At 62.6% G+C, this 23,498-nt stretch carries 19 protein-coding genes; 3 read left to right on the top strand and 16 right to left on the bottom strand.

What is annotated here, in order from left to right; translation table 11 throughout:
* Positions 1-14: 14 nt before the first annotated feature.
* On the top strand, positions 15-1,265 hold the full coding sequence (locus B0G75_RS28660; RefSeq protein ID WP_106313421.1) for a cupin domain-containing protein: 1,251 nt from the start codon (positions 15-17) through the stop codon (positions 1,263-1,265).
* A 232-nt stretch (positions 1,266-1,497) separates the two neighbouring features.
* A complete protein-coding gene (locus B0G75_RS41510; RefSeq protein ID WP_091792954.1) occupies positions 1,498-1,773 on the top strand; it encodes a hypothetical protein in 276 nt (91 codons plus the stop codon).
* Between the two features lie 144 nt (positions 1,774-1,917).
* Here B0G75_RS41510 and B0G75_RS28675 read toward each other — a convergent pair whose 3' ends face one another.
* From B0G75_RS28675 to B0G75_RS28685, 3 genes are all read right to left on the bottom strand, one after another.
* On the bottom strand, positions 1,918-4,188 hold the full coding sequence (locus B0G75_RS28675; RefSeq protein WP_106313480.1) for an ATP-dependent DNA helicase: 2,271 nt from the start codon (positions 4,186-4,188) through the stop codon (positions 1,918-1,920).
* A gap of 64 nt (positions 4,189-4,252) precedes the next feature.
* Positions 4,253-4,471 (bottom strand): DUF465 domain-containing protein, encoded by a 219-nt coding sequence (locus B0G75_RS28680; RefSeq protein WP_007181361.1) that lies wholly within the window; start codon positions 4,469-4,471, stop codon positions 4,253-4,255.
* Positions 4,472-4,597: 126 nt separating this feature from the next.
* Positions 4,598-5,545, bottom strand: a complete 948-nt coding sequence (locus B0G75_RS28685) for a hypothetical protein (RefSeq protein WP_258194744.1) — start codon at positions 5,543-5,545, stop codon at positions 4,598-4,600.
* A gap of 339 nt (positions 5,546-5,884) precedes the next feature.
* On the opposite strand from B0G75_RS28685, the gene B0G75_RS28690 reads away from it, so the two are divergent.
* On the top strand, positions 5,885-8,233 hold the full coding sequence (locus tag B0G75_RS28690) for a Tex family protein (protein ID WP_106313423.1): 2,349 nt from the start codon (positions 5,885-5,887) through the stop codon (positions 8,231-8,233).
* Positions 8,234-8,430: 197 nt separating this feature from the next.
* Here the strand turns inward: B0G75_RS28690 and B0G75_RS28695 are convergent, their stop codons facing one another.
* From B0G75_RS28695 to hisS, 13 genes are all read right to left on the bottom strand, one after another.
* Positions 8,431-10,317: a potassium transporter Kup gene (locus tag B0G75_RS28695; protein ID WP_012433518.1), complete on the bottom strand. Its 1,887-nt coding sequence runs from the start codon at positions 10,315-10,317 to the stop codon at positions 8,431-8,433.
* Between the two features lie 292 nt (positions 10,318-10,609).
* A complete protein-coding gene (locus B0G75_RS28700) occupies positions 10,610-11,200 on the bottom strand; it encodes a phosphoribosyltransferase (RefSeq protein WP_012433519.1) in 591 nt (196 codons plus the stop codon).
* A gap of 3 nt (positions 11,201-11,203) precedes the next feature.
* Positions 11,204-12,550, bottom strand: coding sequence for an adenylosuccinate synthase (locus B0G75_RS28705; RefSeq protein ID WP_106313424.1), 1,347 nt, complete (start codon positions 12,548-12,550; stop codon positions 11,204-11,206).
* A gap of 204 nt (positions 12,551-12,754) precedes the next feature.
* The gene (locus B0G75_RS28710) at positions 12,755-13,906 is read right to left on the bottom strand and encodes an ATP phosphoribosyltransferase regulatory subunit (protein WP_106313425.1); all 1,152 of its coding nucleotides are present in this window, start codon (positions 13,904-13,906) and stop codon (positions 12,755-12,757) included.
* Between the two features lie 268 nt (positions 13,907-14,174).
* The gene (locus tag B0G75_RS28715) at positions 14,175-14,366 is read right to left on the bottom strand and encodes a DUF2065 domain-containing protein (RefSeq protein ID WP_106313426.1); all 192 of its coding nucleotides are present in this window, start codon (positions 14,364-14,366) and stop codon (positions 14,175-14,177) included.
* A gap of 44 nt (positions 14,367-14,410) precedes the next feature.
* Complete coding sequence (gene hflC, locus B0G75_RS28720; protein ID WP_106313427.1) at positions 14,411-15,313, bottom strand: protease modulator HflC; 903 nt, start codon at positions 15,311-15,313, stop codon at positions 14,411-14,413.
* Between the two features lie 12 nt (positions 15,314-15,325).
* Positions 15,326-16,726: an FtsH protease activity modulator HflK gene (gene hflK / locus B0G75_RS28725; protein WP_106313428.1), complete on the bottom strand. Its 1,401-nt coding sequence runs from the start codon at positions 16,724-16,726 to the stop codon at positions 15,326-15,328.
* A gap of 49 nt (positions 16,727-16,775) precedes the next feature.
* Positions 16,776-17,990: a GTPase HflX gene (hflX, locus tag B0G75_RS28730; protein ID WP_181309372.1), complete on the bottom strand. Its 1,215-nt coding sequence runs from the start codon at positions 17,988-17,990 to the stop codon at positions 16,776-16,778.
* Positions 17,991-18,020: 30 nt separating this feature from the next.
* Positions 18,021-18,257 carry an RNA chaperone Hfq gene (gene hfq / locus B0G75_RS28735; protein WP_006051315.1) on the bottom strand — a complete coding sequence of 79 codons (237 nt, stop codon included), beginning with the start codon at positions 18,255-18,257 and terminating at the stop codon, positions 18,021-18,023.
* 153 nt (positions 18,258-18,410) lie between these two features.
* Positions 18,411-19,748 carry a ribosome biogenesis GTPase Der gene (gene der / locus B0G75_RS28740; RefSeq protein WP_106313429.1) on the bottom strand — a complete coding sequence of 446 codons (1,338 nt, stop codon included), beginning with the start codon at positions 19,746-19,748 and terminating at the stop codon, positions 18,411-18,413.
* A gap of 455 nt (positions 19,749-20,203) precedes the next feature.
* The gene (bamB, locus tag B0G75_RS28745; RefSeq protein ID WP_106313430.1) at positions 20,204-21,349 is read right to left on the bottom strand and encodes an outer membrane protein assembly factor BamB; all 1,146 of its coding nucleotides are present in this window, start codon (positions 21,347-21,349) and stop codon (positions 20,204-20,206) included.
* Between the two features lie 86 nt (positions 21,350-21,435).
* Positions 21,436-22,065 (bottom strand): tetratricopeptide repeat protein, encoded by a 630-nt coding sequence (locus tag B0G75_RS28750; RefSeq protein WP_106313431.1) that lies wholly within the window; start codon positions 22,063-22,065, stop codon positions 21,436-21,438.
* Positions 22,066-22,143: 78 nt separating this feature from the next.
* Positions 22,144-23,484 (bottom strand): histidine--tRNA ligase, encoded by a 1,341-nt coding sequence (gene hisS, locus B0G75_RS28755; RefSeq protein ID WP_106313432.1) that lies wholly within the window; start codon positions 23,482-23,484, stop codon positions 22,144-22,146.
* Between the last annotated feature and the right edge of the window lie 14 nt (positions 23,485-23,498).

The raw sequence follows: 23,498 nt of genomic DNA on the forward strand, positions 1-23,498 counted from the left end.
ACTCACATTATACGATGCCCAAGCGGCCCACTGACCACGCGGCCGACGCAGCTTCGGCACGGAATTCGTCGCCGGCTTCAAAGCCGGCTGTTCCGGTTCTCCCGCCTTCGCCAGACACGCCCACATCGCTGCTCGGCAATCTGACGCCGTCGCAATTCATGCGCCGCTACTGGCAAAAAAAGCCGCTGCTGATTCGCCAGGCCATTCCGAACGTCGAGGCGCCGCTCTCACGCGACGAGTTTTTCGAGCTGGCCGATCAGGACGAAGTCGAAGCGCGCCTGATCACGCATTTCCGCAATAAATGGCAGCTCGAACACGGGCCGTTCGCGCCTGACGAACTGCCTTCGGTTAAACAGCGCGCATGGACGCTGCTCGTGCAAGGGGTCGATCTCCACGACGATCGCGCACGCGCCCTGCTGGACCGTTTCCGCTTCGTGCCGGACGCGCGTCTCGACGACCTGATGATTTCCTACGCAAGCGACGGCGGCGGTGTCGGTCCGCACTTCGATTCCTACGATGTGTTTCTTTTGCAAGTAAAAGGCAAGCGCCGTTGGCGCATTAGCGCGCAGAAAGATCTGACACTGCAACCCGGCTTGCCTTTGAAAGTTTTACAGAATTTCCAGCCCGAAGAGGAGTGGCTGCTCGAACCGGGCGACATGCTTTACCTGCCGCCGCACATCGCGCACGACGGCATCGCCGAAGGCGAGTGCATGACCTGTTCGATCGGTTTTCGCGCCCCTTCGGCGAGCGAACTGACCGGCCAGTTCCTCTACCATCTGGCCGAGCGCGGCGACGCGGCGGATCGGCCGGGCGCGCTTTATCGCGATCCGCAGCAACCTGCCGTGGAGTGCCCGGCCGAGCTGCCGGCGGCGTTGGTCGAAAGGGTTGGCGCAATCCTTGCTCGCATCAAATGGAATGAGCAGGATATTGCGTCGTTCCTTGGCACATATCTCAGCGAACCTAAGCCGAGTGTTGTCTTTGATCCGCCGCAAAGGCCGCTTAATGAAGCCCGTTTCATCAGTCAGGCTTCGAAGTCAGGTATTCGGCTGGACCGCAAGACTAATTTGTTGTACAACCGCCGTTTTTTCTTCGTAAATGGAGAGGAAACGTCATTCGACGGCGCAAAAAAATGGTTGTTTGACCTCGCAAACCACCGCTGCATGAGTGCGAAACGCTTTGTAACACTCTCACACGATTCGTCGGTGACAGCACGGCTACACGAGTGGTATTGTGCGGGCTGGATACAAGTGGGCGAGCTTGCGTAACTCTGCCTGCCTGCTATACCGTACAGTGAAATTTTGTATGAGAAAGACAACGTATTGACCCCGGATTTATGGATTGTCAGTACGAAAGTGCATATAATTTCCGCCCAAGCCGTAGGGAAGATTCGAGCTCGTCAAAAGAGCTTCTCCACCAGCGGCCCAGGTCGGTGTTGGAGCACATTACCGGTTTTATTTTGCGCTGTTGCTTACCTTTAAACCATAAAAGGACGTGATCATGAAGAAATCCCTCCTCGTAGCATCCCTGTTGGCAGCTGTGGCACTGGCTGCATGCAACAAGAGCAACGACCAAGCCGCTGCCCCGGCTAGCGACGCAGCTGCTGCTTCGGCACCGGCTGCTGCTGCTTCGGATTCGGCTGCTGCTGCTTCGGGTGCTGCTGCTGCTGCGAGCGACGCTGCTGCTTCGGCTACGACCGCTGCTTCGGACGCAAGCGCTGCTGCTTCGGACGCTGCTGCTTCGGCTGCTGCTCCGGCTTCGGGCGCAAGCCAGTAAGCTGTCGCATAGGGTTCGCCTCTGGGCGAAAACTGCATCGGGAAATCATCGCGGTTTCCCGGGCAGTAAAGCAAAACGCCACGGATTCAAATCCGTGGCGTTTTGTCATTTAAGCGCTGCTTTTTAAAGCGGCACTGACTAATTCTAATCAGCCTGATCAGCCCGCTGCGCCGGCGTGGCGCTCTCTTCAAAAAACTCGCGCACTACCTCGATCTCACGCGTGCGTTTGAATGGCGGCAAGCTCTGCCATATACGGCGCCCATACGGTTTGTCGACGAGTCGTGTGTCGCAAATCATCAGCACGCCACGATCGGTCTCAGCGCGAATCAGACGGCCTGCGCCCTGCTTCAGGGTGATGACGGCCTGCGGCAACTGATGCACGGCGAACGGGCTCAAGCCTTTCTTGGTGAGCGCTTCGAGTCGAGCGGACAACACCGGATCGTCGGGCGGCGCGAACGGCAGCTTGTCGATCACCACCAGCGACAAAGCGTCGCCACGCACGTCCACGCCTTCCCAGAAGCTCTGGCTGCCCACCAGGATCGCGTTGCCGTATGAGCGGAAGCGATCCAGCAATTCGGTGCGGCTCGCATCGCCCTGCACGAGCAGCGGATAGTCCCAGCCGCGCGCTTCGATCGTGTCGCGCAGCTTGGCCGAGATGCGGTCCACCGCGCGCAGCGTCGTGCACAACATGAAGACGCCGCCACCCGATGCTTCGATCGCAGGCAACGCGGCGTCGAATACGGCGTCGGTGAACATCGGCGAAGATGGCTGCGGCAAATTGCGCGGCACGTAGAGCAGCCCCTGCGTCGGATAGTCGAAGGGACTGGGCAGCGTCATCGAGCGCTTCGCGTTCAGGCCCATCTGCGCGGCATAGTGCGTGAAATCGCCGCGCACCGACAGCGTGGCCGACGTGAAGATCCACGCGCGCGGCACACCGGCGCGCTGTTTCGCGAAGATCGGCGCGACCGACAACGGCGTTTCGTGCAACTGCACCGTATGCGAAAAGACTTCGATCCAGCGCACCTTTTCATTCGGATCGGCGCGCTCGGTTTTGCCATCGGCAGAGGCGCCGTCAGCGGCTGCGCGCTCGGTCTGCGTGGGTGGCGTGGTCCAGCCGGCAAGCACGCCCTGCAGCTCGCGTGCGCGGCGCAGACACGCGCCGATCGATTCGGCTCGCTCCGCCTGACCCGCCAGCGCGGACGCCAATGCATCGAGTTCGGTCTCGAGCGTTTCGAGCGCGGGGAACAACGGATGATCGTCAGGCAACTGGCCGATCGACAGGCGCACCGAGTCTTCCTTGAAGGCGAGCCGCACATCGCGCGCCGCTCGCTCGAGCGTGGCGCCGAGCTTGACCCAGTCGACCGTTTCACGCGCATGGCCCAAGCCTTCGGCCACCGAATCGCGCGCGAGCTCGAGAAACTGCGTAGTCGAAAGCGTCTCGCCGAAAAACAGCGTGGCTGTCTCGGGCAATTGATGCGCTTCGTCGAAGATCACGGTGTTGGCGGTGGGCAGCAACTCGGCCATGCCCGTATCGCGCAACATGATGTCGGCGAAAAACAGATGGTGATTCACCACCACGATATCCGCCTGCTGCGCCTCGCGGCGCGCCTGCATTACAAAGCAGTCCTTGTAATGCGGACACTCCTGGCCGAGACAGTTTTCGCGCGTGGACGTGACCATCGACCACACCGCCGCCGTTTCCGGCACGCTCGCCAGTTCGGCCTTGTCGCCGGTGCGCGTGATCTTGGCGAAGCGCACGATATCCTGCAGATACGAGGTTTCCTGGCGCGACGGCAGACGGCCGTTATCGGCGGTGCGCTGCAGATAATAGTGGCACAGGTAATTCGCGCGCCCCTTGAGCATGGCGACCGACACAGGCACCGCAAGCGCATCGCGCACGGTCGGAATGTCGCGCTGAAAGAGCTGATCCTGCAAATGCTTCGTGCCGGTGGAGACGATAACCTTGCCGCCCCACAGCATGGCCGGCACGAGATACGCGTAGGTCTTGCCGGTTCCGGTCCCGGCTTCGACGATCAGCGTGTTTTCGCTGCCGTCGAGTCCACCCGTTTCGGCGCCCTCAGCGGCCTCGGCGGCGGCATCGGCACTTGCTCCCTGCAGACGCCGCGCCGGACGCTTTTGCGCCTCGAACATGGCGGGTTCGGGCATTGCGCGGCCCGACGCTTCCATCGCGGCGGCCACGGCACGCGACATTTCGATCTGCGACGCGCGCGAGCGGTAACCGTCGATCTGACGGGCCAGCAAACCGTTGGCAGCGAAGATCTCGTCCAGTTCGGCGACGCGGCGTGGATTCAGCGACGCGCTCAGTGCGGACGCGGCAGGACGCGGCGCCGGTGTGACGGCTCCAGATGCGTCGCCCGGCGTGGTACGGGATGAAGTTTCAAGCGGTGAATTCAAGGCAAGCATTTCCTGCAAAGTCCGGCTCGCGCGGCGCGCGCCCGGCGCCTGCCAGGCCGCGAACTCAGGCGCGTGCGTCCGGTTCGAGCTGCAATTGCAGCAAGATGATGGTGTCCTTGACTTTGAGTTTGCGCTTTTTCAGGCGCTGCAACTCGAAGTCGTCGATGCCGGGCTCATCCGACATTCGGTCGATCAAGCGATCGAGCCCACTATGCTCCGATTCCAGTTGCAGAATGCGGTCGCGAAGTGTGTCCGCGTTGATGACGTGATGTTGATCGCGCATGCTCGCCTCCTCTCGTCTACGGCGCGGGCTGCGTGTGCGGCCCGATGCCTGAGGTTGCTGTCCGGCTTAAAACGCGTTACGGCGGCTACGGCCCTGCCACGCTCGCTCAGGGCCCCTTCAGCACGCTTACTGCTGTTGTTGCTGCTGCTTTTGCTGCTCTTCGATTTGCTGCTGTTTCAGCGCATCCTGACGCTTCTGCTCGGCTTTCTCGGCCGCCTGCTTCTGACGCGCCTCGACGTCCGCCTTGTGCTGCGCGGCGTCTGCCTGCTTCTTCTGGAAGCTCTGCTGTTTCTCCACGCGCTCATGGGCCTTCTGCGCGCCTTGCGCCCGCGCCTCGTCGAGCTTGCGCTGGAAGTCGCCCTGCTTCTGATCGTACGCCTGCTGATTAGCCGCGGCCCGCGACGGGCTGATGCCGCGCTGCGCCTGATCCAGCGCGTGCTGACGCAGTTTGTCCTGATAGGCCTGCGCATTCGCGCTGCGCTGCGGCGCCTCGGCGGCGCGCTGCGCCTGATCGATCTGATGCTGCTTCTGCTTGTCTTCGTACGCCTGCGCGTTGCGTGCGTCGTCGGCGGCACGCTGCGGTGCGCTCGCTTCTTCCTGCGCGCGCTTGATCGCCGCCTGTTCGTCACGCACGCGAGCGCGCTGGGTGCGCTGTTCGCCGTCGAGCGCGAGCTGTTCCTTGCGAATGTCGGCCTGCACCGTGCGCATGCTGTCGCGCGCCTTGTTCAGGCAAGAATTGACGAAGAACTTGCTGTAGCAGTCGTGCTCCGCGACGCCGTACCGATAGTTGTTCTCCTCGGTGCGCTGATCGAGGACTTTTTGCCGCGCGTCGAAGTCGCTGTCCCACGCTACCGCGTTGCCGGCGCTGTCCGTGCCCTCGGCGTTCGTGGGGCCCTTGCCCGTCGTGGCCTGTGCGCCCGACGCGGCGGCCGGCGCCAAAGCGCCCGCGGGCCGCGCGCCGCTGTTGCTCGCCGGCGTCACGGACTGCGCCATGGCCGGCGTGGACACCGCCAGCGCCACGGCCAGTACACACGACGCGCACGACGCGAAAAACACTCCACGTGAGAGGAACACGGAGCGCGGCGCCGATACGAGCGAAGAGAGCGAAGAACGTGGCGAACCCGGTGCCAGACCCGGCGACAAAAACGGCGGCAGTTGTGACAAGCGAGAGACCAAGCGGGAGCCCAGGCAGTTGAGGAACAAGGAGATCGGCAACGTCGTAGAGGGTCAGCGGAACATGCCCGAAATTCTATCACCCTGCGGTTGAGCCCTTTTGCATTTATGGCAAAATGCCCCGCTCCAGCAACCTGGTCGCAGCGTGCACGCCCGGCGTGCCCCGACGTGCCTCACGTGGCCCTCACGTAGCGTCAGCGCGCGGCCCCCGAACTGAGTCCGCAGGAACACCAAGACCTTATGACGGAAACCGTAGCACTCAAGATCGTACAGCGCATCGCCGCCGAACTGTCCGTCCAGCCGCGCCAGGTCGCGGCCGCGGTGCAACTTCTCGACGAAGGAGCGACTGTTCCGTTCATCGCCCGCTACCGTAAGGAAGTGACCGACAATCTCGACGACACGCAACTGCGCAACCTCGAGGAACGCCTGCTGTATCTGCGCGAGCTGGAAGACCGGCGCGCCGCGATCATCGCCAGCATCGACGAACAGGGCAAGCTCACCGACGAGCTGCGCACCGCGATCGAAGGCGCCGACAGCAAGCAGGTGCTGGAAGACCTGTATCTCCCGTATAAGCCGAAGCGCCGCACGCGCGCGCAGATCGCCCGCGAAGCCGGCCTGCAGCCGCTCGCCGACGCGTTGCTGGCCAATCCGCTGCTCGACCCGCAAACCGAAGCCGCCGCCTACGTGGACGCCGAGAAAGGCGTCGCCGACGTCAAGGCCGCGCTCGACGGCGCGCGCGACATTCTCTCGGAACAGTTCGGCGAAACCGCCGAATTGCTTGGCAAACTGCGCGACTACCTGTTCAACCAGGGCGTGGTGTCGTCGAAAGTGGTGGAAGGCAAGGAACACGCCGAAGAAGAGAAATTCCGCGACTACTACGACTACGCGGAAACCATCCGCACTGTGCCTTCGCATCGCGCGCTGGCGCTGTTCCGCGGCCGCAATGCGGGCGTGCTGATGGTCAAGCTGGGCTTGGGCGAAGAACTCGACGCGCAAGTGCCGCATCCGGGCGAAGCGCTGATTGCGCGCCATTTCGGCATCGCTAATCAGAATCGTCCGGCTGACAAGTGGCTCTCCGACGTGTGCCGCTGGTGCTGGCGCGTGAAGGTTCAACCGCATATCGAAAACGAACTGCTGACCAATCTGCGCGACGAAGCCGAGCACGAGGCGATTCGCGTATTCGCGCGCAACCTGAAGGACTTGCTGCTGGCGGCGCCCGCTGGGCCGAAGGCCGTGATCGGCCTCGACCCCGGCATGCGCACCGGCGTGAAGGTGGCCGTGGTCGACCGCACCGGCAAGGTGCTCGCCACCGACGTGATCTATCCGCACGAGCCGCGCCGCGACTGGGACGGCTCGATCGCGAAGCTCGCGCGCATCTGCGCGCAGACGCAGGCTGAACTGATCAGCATCGGCAACGGCACGGCGTCGCGTGAAACGGACAAGCTCGCAAGCGAGCTGATTGCGCGTCATCCGGAATTCAAGTTGCAGAAGATCGTCGTGTCGGAAGCGGGCGCGTCGGTGTACTCGGCCTCCGAACTCGCGGCGAAGGAATTCCCCGACATGGACGTGTCGCTGCGCGGCGCGGTGTCGATTGCGCGGCGTCTGCAAGACCCGCTCGCGGAGTTGGTGAAGATCGAGCCGAAAGCGATCGGTGTCGGCCAGTATCAGCACGACGTGAATCAGCGCGAATTGGCACGTTCGCTCGATGCGGTGGTCGAGGACTGCGTGAACGCGGTCGGCGTGGATGCGAATACGGCGTCGGTCGCCTTGCTTGCGCGCGTGTCGGGTCTGAATGCCACGTTGGCGCGCAATATCGTCGACTATCGCGATGCGAACGGTCCGTTCCCATCGCGCGAGCATTTACGCAAGGTGCCGCGTCTGGGCGACAAAACGTTCGAGCAGGCCGCCGGGTTCCTGCGCATCAACAACGGTGAGAATCCGCTCGACCGCTCGTCGGTCCACCCGGAAGCGTATCCGGTCGTCGAGCGCATGCTGGCGAAAATCAGCAAGCACGTCGGCGAAGTGCTGGGCAATCGCGAAGCGTTGCGCGGCCTCTCGCCGGCGGAATTCGTCGACGATCGTTTCGGCCTGCCGACCGTGCGCGACATTCTGCTCGAACTCGAAAAGCCGGGCCGCGATCCGCGTCCCGAATTCAAGACCGCGACGTTCCGTGAAGGCGTCGAAAAGGTCAGCGATCTGACGCCGGGCATGGTGCTCGAAGGCGTCGTGACGAACGTGGCGGCATTCGGCGCGTTTATCGATATCGGCGTGCATCAGGACGGTCTCGTGCACGTGTCGGCTATGTCGACGAAGTTCATCAAGGACCCGCATGAAGTCGTCAAGGCCGGTCAGATCGTCAAGGTGAAGGTGCTGGAAGTGGACGTGAAACGCCAGCGTATCGCTTTGACGATGCGGATGGACGACGAGGTCGGTGTGGCGGCGGCACGCAGCGGTGGCGGCGCCCAGCAGGATCGCGGCGGCGCGGGCCGTTCAGGCGGCGGTGGACGCGGCGGGCAGCAACAGCGCTCGCGTGAGCCGGAAGCGGGCGGCGCGATGGCGGCTGCTTTCGCCAAGCTCAAGCAGAAGTAAGTTCGCTGCGTCAAAGGCGCGTGATTCGCTTGCGCGCTTGTTGAGCTTGTCGAGCTAGTCGAGCTAGTCGAGCTTGTTGAGTACCGCGCGGTGCAGATCAGTCGATCGCTCGCTCCAGCGCCAAACAAAAAGCCCACGCATTGCGTGGGCTTTTTTCACACCTCGGGCGCGAAGCGCTCGAGCATCAACGGCGGCATTCAAATCTCGATCTTGGTCCCCAACTCCACCACCCGATTAGCCGGAATACTAAAGAAGTCCGTCGGCTTGGCGGCATTCTGATGCATCCATGCGAACACACGTTCGCGCCATACCGACATACCAGGCAGTTGCGTCGGCACCACCGTTTCGCGCGCGAGGAAGAACGACGTGTCCATCATCTCGAAGGTCATGTCACGGGTGCGGCCGACTTCGAGCAGCACCGCCTTCACATCCGGCGTTTCGTTGAAGCCGTAGGCCGCCTTGACGAGATACAGGCCGCCGTCGATATCCTTGACCGTCACACGCTCCGAGTCGTTCACGTACGGAATATCGCGCGTCACGAAGGTCAGGAAGATGGTGCGTTCATGCAGCACCTTGTTGTGCTTCAGATTGTGCAGCAGACTCACCGGCACGAGCGAATCGCTGCCTGTCAGATAGATCGCCGTGCCCGACACGCGATGCGGCGGATGCGCAAGCAAGCCCTGCAGGAACGGCATGAGCGGAATACCGTCCGCGGCCGTGCGTTCCTTGACGATCATGCGGCCCTTGAACCAGGTCATCAACAGGAAGAACAGCAGCGCGCCGATGCCGAGCGGCAACCACCCGCCTTCTTCCACCTTCAGCAGGTTCGCGCCGAAAAATCCTAGATCGACCGTCATGAACACGCCGATGATCAGCGCCACCAGCAGCTTGTTCCAGTTCCACACGTTCACCATCACGACGCAGGCGAGGATCGTGGTGATCACCATGGTGGCCGTCACTGCGATGCCGTACGCGGCCGCGAGATTGTCCGAGCTCTTGAAGGCGATCACGATGCACAGAATGATGAACAGCAGCATCCAGTTCACCACCGGCACATAGATCTGACCGATCGCCAGTTCCGACGTGTGCAGAATCTTCATGCGCGGCACGTAGCCGAGCTGGATCGCCTGGCTCGTGAGCGAATAAGCACCGGAAATCACGGCCTGCGAGGCGATCACCGTCGCGACGGTCGAGAGCACGACGAGCGGCAGCAAGGCCCAGTCCGGCGCGAGCAGGAAGAACGGATTTTCGATGGCCTTCGGATCGTGCATCAGCAGCGCGCCCTGGCCGAAGTAGTTCAGCACCAGCGAAGGCATCACGAGGAAATACCACGCCATGCGGATCGGCTTGGCGCCGAAGTGGCCCATGTCGGCGTACAGCGCTTCGGCGCCGGTCAGCACAAGCACGACCGAGCCGAGCACCACGTAGGCCTGCAGCACATGCGCGGCCATAAAGGTGTACGCGTAATACGGGTTCAGTGCGCGGATCACGTTCGGCGACTGCAGGATATGCCACAGGCCGAGCACTGCGAGCACCGCGAACCACACCACCATGATCGGACCGAACAGACGGCCGACCATCGCGGTGCCGTGCCGCTGAATCCAGAACAGCAGCACGAGGATCACCATGGTGAGCGGCAGCACCAGATGCGACAGATGCGGCGCGGCGATTTCCAGACCCTCGACTGCCGAGATCACCGAGATGGCCGGCGTGATCACCGCATCGCCATAGAACATGCAGGCGCCGAAAATGCCGAGCATCACCAGCACGCCGGCCATTTTCGACTTCTCGTCGAGCGAGCGCAGCGCCAGCGCCATCAGCGCGAGCACACCGCCCTCGCCGTTATTGTCCGCGCGCATCACGAACAACACGTACTTGATGCCGACCACGATCACGATCGCCCAGAACAGCAGCGAGATCACACCCAGGATTGATTGATCGGTCAGCGGAATGCCGTGAGAGGGGCTGAAGGCTTCTTTCAGCGAGTACAACGGGCTCGTGCCGATATCGCCGAACACCACTCCGATCGCGGCGAGAGCGAGGGAAGGCAGAGGCTGTTTGTGCACGTGATTGTTATCTGTCATAAACGCGAGGAAATCCGTTCCCTGAGCGGAAAAACGACCGCCATTCTAAACTGCCAGCATGGCGCCGCCCGGCTTGTTGTGGATACACCACGTGATGGTCCGCGCAGTGTAGCACTGCGATATGGGCGCGTCTGCTGCGCGAGCCGCGTTGCCGGCATCGGCCATGCGCGGTTTGCGAAGCGCGCGCGCATGGCCCGCACATAAAAAAACGGAGCCCAATGGGCTCCGTTTTGCGAGACTACGCAGGGTACGGCGCGACGAAGATGCAACACGTTCGGCGCCGAAGTGCGCATCACTTCTCCGACGACTCCTGCGCTTGCTGCATGCCGCGCTTGATCCACGCGCCGAGGTTATGCGGACGCACCGTGTCCCATTCCTCGAACGGCTGATGAATCCACGGATTAGTGGGCAGATACTGCACGTGGTAATCGGGCTTCACCTTCGAGCAGCCCTTGTACCAGAGCACCGCCGAACGCACGGCGGTGATCGCCGGATAACGCTCTTTCAGATGCTGCTGAACACGCGCGAGCGTCACGCCCGAGTCGACCAGGTCGTCGACCAGCAGCACGTTGCCGTGCAGTTCGCCGCGCGTCATGGTGATGTATTGCGCGATGTCGAGTTCGCCCTGCTCCGTGCCGGCCGCTTCACGATACGAACTCGTGGCGAGAATCGCCAACGGCAGATCGTAAATGCGCGAGAGCTGATCGCCGACGCGCAAACCGCCGCGCGCGAGGCACAGGATCTTGTCGAACTTCCAGCCCGACTCGTGGACCTGCAACGCCAGCATTTCGATCAGCCGGTGATACTCGTCCCAGCCGACCCAGAGGTTCTTGTCGTCGTTGCGCGGATCTTTCATCGCAATCATGGGTACACCTTGCACCATGGCTTAAACCTTGAACGGATGACGAAGCAGAATCGTTTCGTCGCGATCCGGACCGGTCGACACCATGTCGATCGGAATGCCAGCGACTTCCTGCACACGCGACAAATAAGCGCGCGCATTCGCGGGCAGCTTGTCCCATTCCTTGATGCCGACGGTGCTTTCCTTCCAGCCCGCGAAGGTTTCGTACACCGGCTCGCAACGCGCGACTTCCGATGAGCCGCGCGGCAGCAGATCGACATGGTTGCCGTCGACCATGTAGCCGACGCACAGCTTCACTTCGTCGAGACCGTCGAGCACGTCGAGCTTGGTCATGCACAGACCCGACACGCCGTTGATCTGGATCGAGCGGCGCAGCGCGGCGACGTCGAGCCAGCCGGTGCGGCGCGGACGGCCGGTGACCGAGCCGAACTCCTTGCCGACGGTAGCGAGTTCGAGACCGATCGCTTCCTGACGGGCGGCGTTGTCCGCGTCGTACAGTTCGCTCGGGAACGGGCCCGAACCGACGCGCGTGCAGTACGCCTTGGTGATGCCGAGAATGTAGTTCAGCTTTTGCGGACCGACGCCCGCGCCCGCCGTGGCCGCACCCGCCACGCAATTGCTCGACGTGACGTACGGATACGTGCCGTGGTCGATGTCGAGCAGCGTGCCTTGCGCGCCTTCGAACAGCAGGTTGCTGCCGGCGGCGTTCGCGTCGTACAGACGGCGCGACACGTCGGTGACCATCGGCTTCAGACGGTCGGCATAGCTGAGCATCGTGTCGAGCGTTTGCTGGAAGTCGACAGCGGCGACGCCCAGGTATTGCGTCAACACGAAGTTGTGATAATCGAGATTTTCACGCAGACGTTCGGCGAAAGTTTCCGGCTCGAACAGGTCCTGTACGCGCAAACCGCGGCGCGCGACCTTGTCTTCGTAAGCCGGGCCGATGCCGCGGCCGGTGGTGCCGATCTTGCCCGCGCCACGGCGCGCTTCGCGGCCCTGGTCGATGGCGATGTGATACGGCAGGATCAGGGTGGTGGCTTCGGAAATGAAGAGGCGATTCTGAACGTCGACCCCGGCGGCTTCGAGCTCGCCGATTTCCTTGAACAGCGCTTCCGGCGACAACACGACGCCATTGCCGATGTAGCACGCGACGCCGGGATGCATGATGCCCGACGGAATCAGACGCAAGATGGTTTTCTTGCCGCCGATGATAAGCGTGTGACCGGCATTGTGACCGCCCTGAAAGCGAACGACGCCTTGAGCGTGGTCCGTCAGCCAGTCGACGATCTTGCCCTTGCCTTCATCACCCCACTGGGTTCCCACGACGACGACGTTACGCCCGGGGTTCACATTCACTGCGCTGGCAGACATGTTGTTTCGTAAGCTGGTTAAAAACGTATTCTACCTATGTTCGCGGAACCTTCCGAATTTTTCCGTTTCCGCTCAACGGTATGCACGTTATGTTGGGTATTGCGAAAGTAGCGCGGCCGGTGGCCGCACCGCGTTTTAACGACACGTTCGATGCTGTCTGAGAGGCGCTTAGGATCACCCTCGGACGGGTCTGCCGGAACGCGCTCAGGCGCGCGCTTCGATGACCCAGTTGCCGTTGCGCTCGACCAACACGCGGTCGAATGCGAATTCGTCCAGATCGTGTTCATGGCCGGGCAGCGCCTGTATCACGACTTCGCCGGCATCGCGCAACGCGGCGACGCTCACGCGCAGTGCTTCGTCGTGCTGCCACGGCGCGAGAATCGCGCTGCTGCGCGCTTCGACCGGCGAAATCCGCGCCACTTCGCGCAGATCGAGCGAAAAGCCGGTTGCCGCGCGCGCACGGCCGTACGCCTGGCCCACGTGGTCGTAACGGCCGCCGCGCGCGACCGCGTTCGGCACGCCGTCCACGTACGCCGAGAACATCACGCCGCTGTGGTAAGCATAGCCGCGCAGATCGGCGAGATCGATCATCACTTCGGCGCCGTCCACCTGGCTTGCGAGGAACGCGAGGTCGTCGAGCGCGCGGGCGATGGCCGGCACGTTCGGCAAGCGTGCACGGGCCTCGTCGAGCACCGACGCGTCGCCGTACAGCGTGGGCAGCGCGCGCAAGGCGTCGCGGATCACCGGTGTCAGGTTCGCCGTCAATTCGACGAGACGCGGCACGTCCTTGCCCGCCAGCGCGTCGTAAAGCGACTGCCCGAGTTCCTCCGCGGCCGGCTCGGCTTCGATCAGCGCCGCGAGCACGCCCGCGTGGCACAGATCGAGGCGCACTTTCGCGAGGCCGGCCAGACGCAGCGCGTCGAGCATCAGTTGCTGGATTTCCAGGTCCGCTTCGAGGCCCGCGTGACCGTAGATTTCCGCGCCGATCTGGATCTGCTCGCGCGTGGCATGCAGGCCGCGCGGACGCGTATGCGCGACGTTGCCCGCATAGCAAAGACGCGTCACGCCCTGGCGATTCAGCAGATGCGCGTCGATGCGCGCGACCTGCGGCGTGATGTCCGCGCGCAGACCGAGCGTGCGCCCGGACAGCTGATCGACCAGTTTGAAGGTCCGCAGATTCAGATCGTGTCCGCCGCCGGTCAGCAGCGACTCGATGTATTCGAGCAACGGCGGCATGACCATCTCGTAGCCGTACGAACGGAAACGGTCCAGCAAATGGCGCCGCAATTCTTCGATCTTGCGGGCTTCCGACGGCAGCACGTCGGCAATATTTTCGGGAAGTAACCAGGTCGACATCGATACAGTCCTACGGCGTTGAACACGGCGGCTGGGTGCGCCGGTAAGTGAGAGTGAATGGCGGGCGGCGGCTCGATTTTGGCGGCCATCGCGGGCGTCCGGATTACTTGCAACCGCCGCATCCGGCTTTTGGCCGCAGGGCGATGCGACGCAGCGTTCAGAGCACCGCGGACAATGGCGGCAGGTCGCATCCGGCCGCGCTGATTGCGGGTAATCGCGGGGATCGCACGTGCCGTCGGACCGCGAGGCCATCGGCAACCAAGCCCCATCAAGTCACGACAAACAGCAGGATCAGCCCGAGCACCATCACGATCAGGCCGCCAACGCGAATCTGGTGCGGCGGCCGTTCCGCTATTTTACGGAAAGTGTCGCGCCAGGCGCTCGGGAAAACGAAGGGAAACATTCCCTCGATAATCAGCATCAACGCGATCGCGAGCAGTAACGAGCCGGCTATATCCATGCGAATTAAAGCGCCGCGATGCGGATGCCGCGGCGTTCCGGTTATCAGGGTTTGCGCGAAGCCGCGGGAGCGTCCGGGGCGGCGCCGCCGGTCGAGCTACGCATGAAGCGGAAGAACTCGTTGCTCGGATCGACGACTATCACGTCGCCCGGCTTGAAGGTGTTCTTGTATGCCTGCATGCTTTGATAGAACTGGTAGAACTGCGGGTCGCTGCCGTAAGCATCGGCGGCGATCTGCGCTGCCTTGGCATCGCCCTCGCCCTTGATGGTCTGCGCCTGACGATAACCGTCCGCGAGAATCGCCTGTTGCTGGCCGATCGCGTCCTGCCTGATCTTGTCGGCTTCGGCGGTGCCCTTCGCGCGTGCGTCGGCCGCGACCTGCTGGCGCGCGGCGATCATGCGCTTGTAGACGGAGTCCGCCATCGACGCGGGGAAATCGACGCGCGTCAACTGCACGTCGACCACCGACACGCCGAGCGATGCCGCCGCCTTGTCCATCGCGGCGCGCGCTTCGTCGGCGACGGCCTGTTGCCTTGCGAGCGCGTCGGACAACGTGACCTTCGCGAACGCCTCGCCGAGCGCGCCGCGCGACAGCAACGCGAGCCGGTCCGGCAGACTCTGCGCGTCACCGCGCGTTTCGGCGAGCAGCTTGAGCGGATCGGTCACGCGATATTTGAGAACCGGATTGGCCAGCAGATCGATTTTGTCGGACGTCACGTAACGGTCTTCGTCCGGTGCGTCGAGCGACTGGATGCGGTTATCGACCAGCGTCACCGTTTGCAACGGCGGCGGCAATTTCACATGCAGACCGGGGCCAAGCAGGCTCGGCGCCTCGTCGCCATGTGAGGACAGCACGGCCATGTGGCGCTGATCGACGACGAACACCATCGACGAAGCGGCGAACAGCACGATGACGACAGCCACGACGAGCGCAATGATCTTGTTCATGATGTGCGCTCCTTATTGAACGTCGTCTTCGCGCATACGGCTGCGGAAGGAGTCGCGTGAACGCAGCGCGTCGCTGCCGGATGCGGCCTGGCTGGCCGACGCGGCAGATGCGGCAGGCGCCGAGGCCACGGCGCCCGTTGCGGAGGCAGACGGTGTAGACAAAGGCGACGCGGCACTGCTCGCCGCTTGCGGCGCTGCAGCGGCCGTGGCGCCTGCAGCCGCACCTGAAGCGGCGGCAGCGTCGGCGACCCTCTGGCGAGTCTGCTCGACGAGCTTGTCAAGCGGCAGATACAGCACGTTGTTGCCGCTCTTGCTGTCTACATACACCTTGGTCGTATTCGAATAGATCTGCTGCATGGTGTCCAGGTACATGCGCTCGCGAATCACAGCGGGCGCTTTCGAGTACTGCGCGTAGACCTGCTTGAAGCGCTCGGCGTCGCCTTGTGCCTGAGCCACTGTCTTGTCGCTGTAGTTTTTCGCTTCATCAATCTGGCGCGCCACATCGGCTTGCGCGCGCGGCAAAAGATCCGCGGCATAGGCTTCGGCATCGCGTTTCGCGCGGTCGTTTTCCTGACGGACTTTCGCGGCGTCGTCGAATGCGGCCTGCACCCGGTCGGGCACTTGCACGCCCTGGATCGTCACACCGGTCACGGCGAGGCCGGACTGATATTCATCCAGGGATTGCTGGATCGCCGCCATGAGTTGCTGGCGAATTGTTTCGCGATCCTGATAGAGGATGTCATTGGTGCTGCGCGCGCCGACGATGCTGCGCACCGCCGCCTGGGCAGCCTGCATCACGCCCTGATCGGGATCGACGCTGCGAAACAGATAATCGGTCGGCTTCTTCACCTGGTATTGCACGGCGAAGCGCACGTCGACAATGTCAGCGTCGTGCGTGAGCATCGACGCGTCTTTCACATTCGCGAGACGCACCACGTTGTTGCGGCCAACTTCCACCTGACGGATCTGGCCTATATTGACGAGCTCATGCGCTTCGAACGGATACGGCAGACGCCAGTGCACACCCTGTCCCGCCGTGTAGCGATATTTGCCGAACTGCATCACGACGCCGGCCTGGCCGTCCTGCACGACGAACACACCGCTGCCGAGATAAATGGCCAGCAGCACGCCGATCACGATGCCCACGCCGATGCGCGCGCTACGACCGTTGTCGGGACGGCCGCCGCCCGCACCGCCGCCCTTGCGGCCAAACACCCGGCTCAAACGACGGTTGAAATCGCGCCACATCTCGTCGAGATCGGGCGGGCCCTCGCCGTCTTTGGTCGGCGGACGCTTCGGCTCGTTGGGACGTTGCCGGTCGCCATTGCCGTCTCCCCGGCCCCAGCGCGGATCGTTCAGTGACAGCATGGCGCGCATGCGCAGCCAGATACTCCGCTCGTTGTAATCGTTCACCTGTGTTCGTTCACCAGAGTAGACAGCGGGTCAGTGCAATTGGAACGGGTCAGTGCCCGAGTTCTGGGACCTTGCGGTCGTCGCGTGGTGCTGCCGACCGGTCTTCTTCCGAGAGATCGACCAGCGTTTCGGGAAGAGGTTCGGCAGTAGCGATTTCAGCGATGGCAGCGCGCAGTGTGTCCAGCCCTTGCCCCGTGCGCGCGCTCAAAAAGACGCGCGAAATATTACCATACTCATCCCTTTCAACCGCGTCCCCACGGGCCGCCAACTCCGGCACCGCGTCGATCTTGTTGAAGACCAGCACCTGGCGGATCGTGTCTGCACCGATTGCGTGCAATACCTCGTTCACCTGATCGATCTGGTCGAGCCGCACCGCGCTCGATGCATCGACCACATGCAGCAGCAGATCGGCGTGAATGGTTTCCTCGAGTGTGGCGCGAAACGCCGCCACCAGTTGGTGAGGCAGTTCGCGGATGAAGCCGACCGTATCCGACACCACCACCTGCCCCGCTTCGTCGCCGAGATAGACGCGCCGCGAGGTGGTATCGAGCGTCGCGAACAACTGGTCGGCGGCGTACGCCTGAGCCTTGGTGAGCGCGTTGAAGAGCGTGGACTTGCCCGCGTTCGTGTAACCGACCAGCGACACCGACATGGTCTGATTGCGGCTGCGCGCGCGCCGCTGCGTGCCGTGCTGACGGCGCAGTTTCTCGAGCCGCGTCTTGAGCGCCTTGATGCGCTCGCCGATCAAACGACGGTCGGTTTCGAGCTGCGTTTCGCCAGGGCCGCGCAAACCGATACCGCCTTTTTGCCGCTCCAGGTGGGTCCATGCGCGGATCAGCCGCGTCGACAGATACTGCAGTTGCGCGAGTTCCACCTGCAGCTTGCCTTCATGGCTGCGGGCGCGTTGCGCAAAAATGTCGAGGATCAGACTGGTGCGATCGATCACGCGCCGATTAAGCGCTTGCTCCAGATTGCGCTGCTGCGCAGGCGCCAGAGCGTGATTGAAAATGACGAGTTCGATGTCGTTCGCCTCACACGCAAGACGCAGTTCTTCGGCCTTGCCGCTGCCGACGAACATCTTGGCATCGGGACTGGACCGGCGCCCGGTGAGGGTGACTAAGGGATTCGCGCCCGCGCTTTGCGCGAGCAGGCTGAGTTCTTCCAGACTGGCTTCGAAATCGATCTTACCGAAGTCGATGCCGACAAGCGCTGCATTGATCAAATTGGAGGGTATCAAAATGAGGCGGCCGGAAATAATCGCCAACGGGCGACGTTATGCCGGCCGCGACGGGGGTTAGGACTGTTCAGAATCCGGGTGGAAATTCACCGGACGGGCTGGCACGACTGTCGAGATTGCGTGCTTGTAGACCATCTGGGTGACCGTATTCCGGAGCAACACGACGTACTGGTCGAACGATTCGATGTTCCCTTGAAGCTTGATGCCGTTGACCAGATAGATCGACACCGGCACATGCTCTTTACGCAGTGCGTTCAAAAACGGGTCTTGTAACAATTGCCCTTTGTTGCTCATAGCAAACTCCGTATTTTTTTGCAGGTTGACTTAATTGACGAGGAAGAAAAAGAGATCCACCGTCAACCGCTACACTATAGCCGATTTTCATTTTTGCGCGGGAGGCCTGGCCAGGCGGCCAAAGCCAGCACACACGCGGGTTTCAGCCTGGAATTAGCCTTTATCCGCGTAAGGGTTCGTCGACGATCTGAACTCTATGCGCAATGGAGTCCCAGTCAGCTTGAAAGTTTCCCGGAAGCGGTTTTCCAGGTAGCGTTTGTACGTTTCGGTGATCGCGTCGAGCGCGTTGCCGTGAATCACGATGATCGGCGGATTCTGTCCGCCCTGGTGCGCGTAACGCAGTTTCGGGCGCACCGGACCGCGTCGGCGCGGCTGCTGGAATTCGACGGCATCGATCAACGCGCGCGTGAGCTTCGGCGTCGGCAACTTGGCCATCGCGGCTGCGTAGGCGTCGTCGACCGAACGCATCAACGGGCCGATCCCCGTTTTTTCCGCGGCGGAAATGAAATGGAATTTGGCGAAGTCGAGAAATTTTAGTTTGCGCTCGAGGTCCGCTTTGGTGCGCTCGCGCACATGCGGATCGAGACCGTCCCACTTGTTCACGCCCACCACCAGCGCACGGCCCTGCTCCACCACGAAGCCGGCAATGTGCGCGTCCTGCTCCGAAATGTCCTGGCGCGCGTCGAGCAGCAGGATCACGACGTTGGCGTCGGAGATCGACTGCAGCGTCTTCACCACCGAGAATTTCTCGATCGCTTCGAATACCTTGCCGCGGCGGCGCAAGCCGGCCGTGTCGATCAGCGTGTACGGCTTGCCGCCGCGTTCGAAATCGACGTAGATCGAATCGCGCGTGGTGCCCGGCATGTCGAACGCGATCACGCGCTCTTCGCCCACCAGCGCATTGATCAACGTCGACTTGCCGACATTCGGACGTCCGACGATCGCGATCTTCACGCCGCGCGTCTGCTTCTCTTCGTCGCTTTCTTCCGGCTGGCCGGCGTATGCGACTTCGAGCGCCTCGTTGATCATTTCGGTGACGCCGTCGCCATGCGCCGCGGAAATCGCGCGCGGGTCGCCGAGGCCGAGTTCGTAGAAGTCGGCGGCGACGTTGCTGTACTTCATGCCCTCCGCCTTGTTGACGACCAGGAAAATCGGCCGGCCGACCTTGCGCAGGTAGTCGGCGATCGACTTGTCCTGCGGCGCGAGCCCATTGCGACCATCGACGATGAACACGACGATGTCCGATTCCTCGACCGCCTGGCGGGTTTGACGCGCCATTTCGTGCAGGATGCCGTCTTTCGCGACCGGTTCGAAACCGCCGGTGTCGACGACCAGATACGGCCGATCGCCGGTGCGCCCTTCGCCGTAATGGCGATCGCGCGTGAGACCAGGCAGGTCGGCAACCAGCGCGTCACGCGAGCGCGTGAGCCGGTTGAACAGCGTGGATTTCCCCACATTGGGGCGCCCGACGAGGGCAATAACGGGTTTCATCAGATGTTGTTCACGGTGAAACGCGGGATCGAAATCGACCGGCCGCGTAGCGACGCCATGCGGCCGCTACACGGCAGCGTTTGACGAAAATTATCACGAATTCGGCCAACCCCGGATGTGCTGTCAATATGCACGTCCGGGCGGACGGGGGTTTGGCTGTATGGGCGACGCCAGCGGGCCGCCAGATTCAGTCTTTACTGCTCGACGGCTCGCACGCCGGTTCGAATACGATTCTCTGCGGTATTGGCGAAGATGCCGCCGAGGGTGGTGCCGCAAGCACTCACCGATGGCCACGTGGGCCGTACGCCATGTCTGATTCGACTCGCCGGACCAGCCAGTCCGGCGTAATTCTTCTGCTCACTCTGCCCTGCAACTTCAACTCAAACTAGCACTTACAAAAACGCGTGCGGCCGGCAAAGCCGGCCTGCACGCCAGACGGCGATTGCCGCGCGCGATTAGCGCGGGCGGTAGCCGTACAGGTCGCCGTCGTGCGTGAGCACCACCAGCGTTTCGCCGGCGAGTACCGGCGCCGCCGTAATCGGGCTGCCGTCGGTCTTCACGCGCGCGACGAGCGTGCCGTCGTCGCGGGACAGGAAGTGCACGTAACCCTGATAGTCGCCCAGCACGGCGGCGTGACCCAGGATGAACGGCACGCTCAGGTCGCGGTTCTTCAGCTTGTCGTTCTTCCACAGCAGCGCGCCGCTGTTGGTGTCGAACGCCGACACCACCGACCAGTCGTCCGCCGCGACCACGGCGCGCTCGTCCTGCGCCAGACCGCTCGTGCTCGAGAACGCCTTCTCCCAAACGGCACGGCCCGAGTTCGCGTCGAAACAGCCAATCTGGCCCTGGAACGTCACTGCGCAGGTTTCCGAACCGACCAGCGTGGGCGGTCCGGTCACGTCGTTGATGCGCTCCACTTCCGTCACGCCCTTCGGATAGGACACCGGCGTTTGCCAGTAGTTGTCGCCCGTCTGCACGTTGATCGCGGCAAACGCGCCGCCAGGGAAACCGGCCAGCACGGCTGCGTCGCCCGCGAACGTCATGCCCGACGACACGCGCAGATTGAGCGGCACCGCGCGATTGCGGTAGTTCCACTTCTGCTCGCCGGTTTGCGCGTTGAACGCGGTGATCTGGCCGTCGACCGTACGCACCACCACGAGACCATTGCCGACGAGCGGCGGCGAAATGATTTCGCCCGGCGCCTTGGCGGTCCAGAGTTGCTTGCCGTCCGCGCCGAGCACGTAGACGTCGCCCTTCAGCCCGCCGACCGCTGTCAACGTGCCGTCGCTGCCGACGCCCGCCGAGAGGTCGTCGTGGAGCTTGACGCGCCACACGTCCTGACCGGTCTGCGCGTCGATCTTCGCAACCGACCCGTTCGCGCCGGCAGCGTACACCGCATTGCCCACCGCGACCGGCGAGAACAGGTAACGTCCTGCCTTACCGACGCTTGCCTTCCAGGCCTGCTGCACGTCGAGCACGGGTTTGAACTCGGTGAGCGGCGTGGGCACGCGGCGCTCGTCTTTCGTGGATGAGCAAGCCGCCATGGTGAGCACGGTCATCGCACAGGCAACGGGCACAGCGTAACGTTTCAGCAGATTCATCGGTGGACGAAGCATTCAGGAAATTAATTAAAGGAGAGCGGTTGGTCGTTGCACGCGGCGCTGATTACGGCGCTCATATGTGGCGATCAGCCGCCCAGCGCGTCCAGCTTGAACTGAATCAACTGGCGTGCGGAGCTATCGTTTTTCGACAGCGAGTCGAGCGCGAGCTTGTAGGCCGCGCGTGCATCGTCTCGCTTGCCTTGAGCGGCGAGCAGATCGCCGCGGCCGTTCGCCACGATGCCCTTGAACGCGTCGGATTGCGGTTCGGCTAGCAATGCGAGGCCCTGATCGTAAGCCTTGTCGTCGAGCAGCAGCGAAGCGAGACGCAGCTTGGCGATCTGCTTGAACTCGTCATCTTTCGCGTGATCGATGGTCCATTGCAGTTGTGCCTTCGCGGCGGCTTCATCGCCCGCGGCGTACAGCGCCTTGGCAGCGCCTAGCGCGGTCATTTGCGCATACGCGGTGCTGCTGAACTTGTCTTCCATATCGGTGGCGACGCGCGTGATCTTCGCCTTGTCGCCCGATGCCACGGCTTGCTGGACCTGGTCATACAGCACAGCGGCTTCAGCCGCCTGGCGCCGTTGCCAGAAATTCCAGCCGTTCCAGCCGGCCGCGGCCACCAGTGCCACCAGCACGATCCATGTGGTTGCATTACCCCACTGCGTCCACCATGCCTTCAGACTTTCAATCGATTCTTGTTCGTCGTGGTAACTCATTGCCCGGCGATTTCCTCTTTCTTGCTACGTGTGCGTGTCGAATCCGATTGGCGCCCAACCGGCTCGACGACATCGCGATCAGTCGTCGCCGTCTTCGGCGGTTGCAACCATCGCATTGATTAGAAATTCGGTCAAGTCTTCGGCCGGCACGTTTTGTTGCTCGTTTTTACCGCCGTTAGCATTTGTATCGCGCAGCGGTTTCACGCCGACCGTGCCGTTGGCGATCTCGTCTTCGCCGAGCACCACAGCGAACGCGGCGCCGCTTGCGTCGGCACGCTTCATCTGCGATTTGAAGCTGGCCGTTTGACCGTCGGCGCTGCAATGCAGGATCACATCGAGGCCGGTGTCGCGCAGACGCTCGGCGATGATGAAGGCCTGCTCGCGCGCCGCGTCGCCCTGATGGACCACGTACACGTCGCAACCTTCGTCTTCCGGCACGAGCTGCTCTTCTTTTAGCAACTCGAGGATCCGCTCGACGCCCATCGCCCAGCCGCATGCCGCCGTGGGCTTACCGCCGAGCTGTTCGATCAGCGGATCATAACGGCCGCCCGCCGCGACGGTGCCTTGCGCGCCGAGCTTGTCGGTCACCCATTCGAACACGGTCAGATTGTAGTAATCTAGACCGCGCACGAGACGCGGATTGATCGTGAACGGGATGTTGTTCGCCTTCAGAATGCGCTGCAAACCTTCGAAGTGCGCGCGCGATTCTTCGCCGAGAAAATCGATCAGCCTGGGCGCGTTCTGCGCGACTTCCTGCATGGCCGGATTCTTCGTGTCCAGCACGCGCAGCGGGTTCGTGTAGAGACGGCGTTTCGCTTCCTCGTCGAGCACGTCCATGTGCTTTTCGAGGTGTGCGATCAATTCCACACGATGCGCCGCGCGTTCTTCCGCGAGGCCCAGCGAGTTGATTTCGAGCTTGATGCCCATCAGCCCGAGGTCGTCCCACAGACGCTGACACATCATGATGATTTCAGCGTCGGCGTCCGGACCGGCAAAGCCGAGCGCTTCCACGCCGACCTGATGAAACTGGCGATAACGGCCGCGCTGCGGACGCTCGTGACGGAACATCGGGCCGATGTACCACAGGCGCTTCGGACCGTCGTAGAGCATGTTGTGTTCAATCGCCGCGCGCACCACCGCTGCCGTGTTTTCCGGGCGCATGGTCAGATTTTCACCGTTCAACGCGTCGGTAAAGCTGTACATCTCTTTCTCGACGATGTCGGTCACTTCGCCGATACCGCGCTTGAACAACTGCGTATGCTCGACGATCGGCGTACGAATATTCTGGTATCCGTACGAACGCAGCATCGACTTGACGGTCGTTTCGAAAAATTCCCACAGCCCGGCTTCCTGCGGAAGGATGTCGTTCATGCCCTTCACGCCGGAGAGCTTTTCGAGCTTTTTCTTCTGTTCAGTCATCTGTATTTCGAGAG

Origin of the sequence: Paraburkholderia sp. BL18I3N2 (genome assembly GCF_003001875.1) — a bacterium.
GTDB classification, from domain to species: domain Bacteria; phylum Pseudomonadota; class Gammaproteobacteria; order Burkholderiales; family Burkholderiaceae; genus Paraburkholderia; species Paraburkholderia phytofirmans.